1 protein-coding gene is annotated in these 2,957 nt (G+C 72.9%); it reads right to left on the bottom strand.

Annotated features, from left to right (window positions below; all coding sequences use genetic code 11):
• Positions 1–2,957 (bottom strand): non-ribosomal peptide synthetase (locus E1258_RS31580; protein WP_132407514.1); only part of this gene is annotated, 2,957 nt, incomplete at both ends.

The following is a 2,957-nucleotide window of genomic DNA, read 5'->3' as shown; positions in this document are numbered from 1 at the left end:
CTCATGCACCGACCCACCGTGGTCAGCCGGCCCACCCGGCTCCGGTGCGGTCGCCGACCACGAGGCGACCAGCGACCGCTCCGCCGCGCCCGCCAGCGGTTCACGCAGGTACCGCCGGTCCGGGTCGGTCACCATGTCCCAGAGCGCGCCCACGAACCAGTCGCGCAGCAGCCGGACCTGCTCGGCCCGGACGGCGTCGGTGTGGAAGTCCAGCGCCAGCAGCACCCGATCGGAGACGGGGTCGCGGACGACACCGATGTTGAGCGGGAAGTTCGTCGGCTCGGCGCGGACCGTGGAGAAGCTGCCGATCTTCCCGTCGAGAATCTCGGTGCCCCGGCCGGAGAGCATCTCGGCCATCACGTGGAAGTGGTTGTAGACGAAGTTGACGTTGACCGGCTGGTCCATGCCGAGCCGGCGTTGCATCTCCGCCATGGGGAAGCGGCGGTGCGGCAACATGTCGCGCTCGGCCGCGAAGACCTCGGCGATCAGGTCGGTCCACCGGCCGTCGGGCAGCGCCAGCCGGAACGGCAGCGTGTTCAGGAACAGCCCCCGCACGTCGTCGCCGCCGCGCTCCTCCGGCCGGCCGTTGGCGGTCACGCCGACCAGCACGTCCGTCGCGCCGGTGGCGTAGCCGACGGTACGCAGGCAGGCCGCGACGAAGAGGGTCTTCAGCGGGGTGCCGCAGCGGTTGGCCAAGTCCCGCAGCGCCGCACAGAGTTCCGGGCTGAGCACCGTCTCCACCGAGCCGTAGCGCTGGCGGGCGTCGGTGGCGTACCACCACTCCCCCAGGAAGCGCTCCTCGCCGGCCAGCTCCGGCACGGGCCCGTCGGGCCAGCGCAGCAGCCGGGTGTCCGGCGGTTCGGCCAGCCGCTCGCGCCAGAACTGTTCGGTCCCGGCCGACGCGAGGGCGGCGCGCTCCAGCTCGACGAAGTCGCGGTACTGCGCGGTCAGCGGCGGGTCGTCCGGCTCGACGCCGTCGCGCAGGCCCAGGTAGACCCGCATGATCTCGCTGAGGGTGGAGTGCAGGCTCCAGCCGTCGAACACGGCGTGGTGCTCGGTCAGCGTCCACTGGAACACGTCGTCCGACCGGCGGTGCACGTACATCCGCAGCAGCGGCGGGCGGTCGTGGTCGAACGGCGTGACCCGCTGGTGCTCCAGGTAGGCCCGGACGATCTCGTCCTGCGTCGCCTCGTCGAGGCCGCGCAGATCCTCGCAGCCGACCGGCAGGACCGCGTCGGCGTGCACGAGCTGGAGCGGCTCGCTGTAGTCGGTGAGGGACAGCGCGGTGCGCAGGATCGGGTGCCGGCGTACGACGTGGGCGACCGCCCGTTCGAAGGCGTCAGCCTCGAACGGCGCCCGCACCTTCATGCTGTCGACGTTGTGGTACGGCAGCCGCTCCAGGTCGCGGGTCATCTCGTAGACCATGCCCACCTGCAACGCCGTCATCGGGTACGCGTCGACGAGCCCGTCCGGCAGGTGGGCCCGGTCGGCGGCGCCGACCAGATCGAACGGCTTGCGTACCGGGGCGTCGGGGACGTCGACGACCGTGCAAGCGGCGGCGAGTTCGGCGATCGTCGGACGGTGGAACAGCTCCTGCAACTCGAAGGTGATGCCGCTGGCGCGGGCCGCGCCGAGCACCCGGATGCTGCGGATCGAGTCGCCGCCCAGGTGGAAGAAGTTGTCGTGCCGGCCCACCTGGACCGGGCCGAGCGCCTCGACCCAGATCTCGGCGAGCCGCCGCTCCACCGGCCCCTGCGGTGCGACGTAGTCGCCGCTGCCCGCGGGGCGGGCCTCCTCGACGGGGTCGGGCAGCCGCCGGTGGTCGGTCTTGCCGCTCGGCGTCAGCGGGATCGCCGCCAGCTCCACGAAACGCGCGGGCACCATGTAGTCGGGCAGCCGGTCCGCGAGCCACTGCCGCAGCTCGGCGGCCGGCGCCGCCGACCCGGCCTCGGGCACCACGTACGCGATGAGCTGCGGGGCGCCCGCGTCGTCCGGCCGGATGGTGACGACCGCGCCGGTGACGCCCGGGAACTGGTGGGCGACGGCCTCGATCTCCGTCAGCTCCACGCGGAAGCCCCGGATCTTGATCTGGCTGTCGGCGCGGCCGGCGTACTCCAGGTTCCCGTCGGGACGCCACCGGGCCAGGTCGCCGCTGCGGTAGAGGCGGGCGCCCGGCTCGCCGCCGGTCGGGTCCGCCACGAAGCGTCCGGCGGTCAGTCCGGGCTGGCCGAGGTAGCCCCGGGCGACCCCCGGCCCCCCGACGTACATCTCGCCGACGACACCGACCGGGCAGGGCCGCAGGTGCCGGTCCAGGACGTGGATCGCCAAGTCCGCCAGGGGGCGGCCGATCTGGGTGAGGGCGCGGGACAGGTCGTCGGGCTCGACCTCCCGGAAGGTGTTGTGCACGGTGGTCTCGGTGATCCCGTACATGTTGACCAGGCGCGGCCGGTCCCAGCCGTGCCGCTGCGCCCACCGGCGCACCGACCCGTGCTCCAGCGCCTCCCCGGCGAAGACGACGTAGCGCAGCCGCAGCGCGTCGTCCTCGCCGGCGAGGCGGGCGTCGGCGGCCTCGAACTGGACGAACGCGGACGGGGTCTGGCTGAACACGGTCACGCCCGCGTCCCGCACGAGGGCGTACAGGTCCTCGGGGCTGCGGGAAACCCAGTAGGGCACCACGACCAGCCGACCACCGGTGCCCAGCGCGCCCCACGTCTCCCATACGCAGACGTCGAACGACGTGCTGTGGAACATCGACCAGACGTCGTCGGGCCCGAAGCTGAACTCCCGGGCCGCCGAGGCGAACAACCGGACCGCGTTGCGGTGGGTCACCGTGACGCCCTTGGGGCGGCCGGTGGAACCCGACGTGTAGATCACATACGCCGCACTGTCCCCCGACACCACCACCGGCGACACCGGAACCTCCACCGGGCCCGGAGCCTCCCCGTCGACCTCCACCA

The organism is Micromonospora sp. KC207, from assembly GCF_004348615.1.
Lineage (GTDB): Bacteria > Actinomycetota > Actinomycetes > Mycobacteriales > Micromonosporaceae > Micromonospora.
Note: the sequence above shows the minus strand (reverse complement) of the source record. Positions and strands in the feature narration are given on the sequence as shown.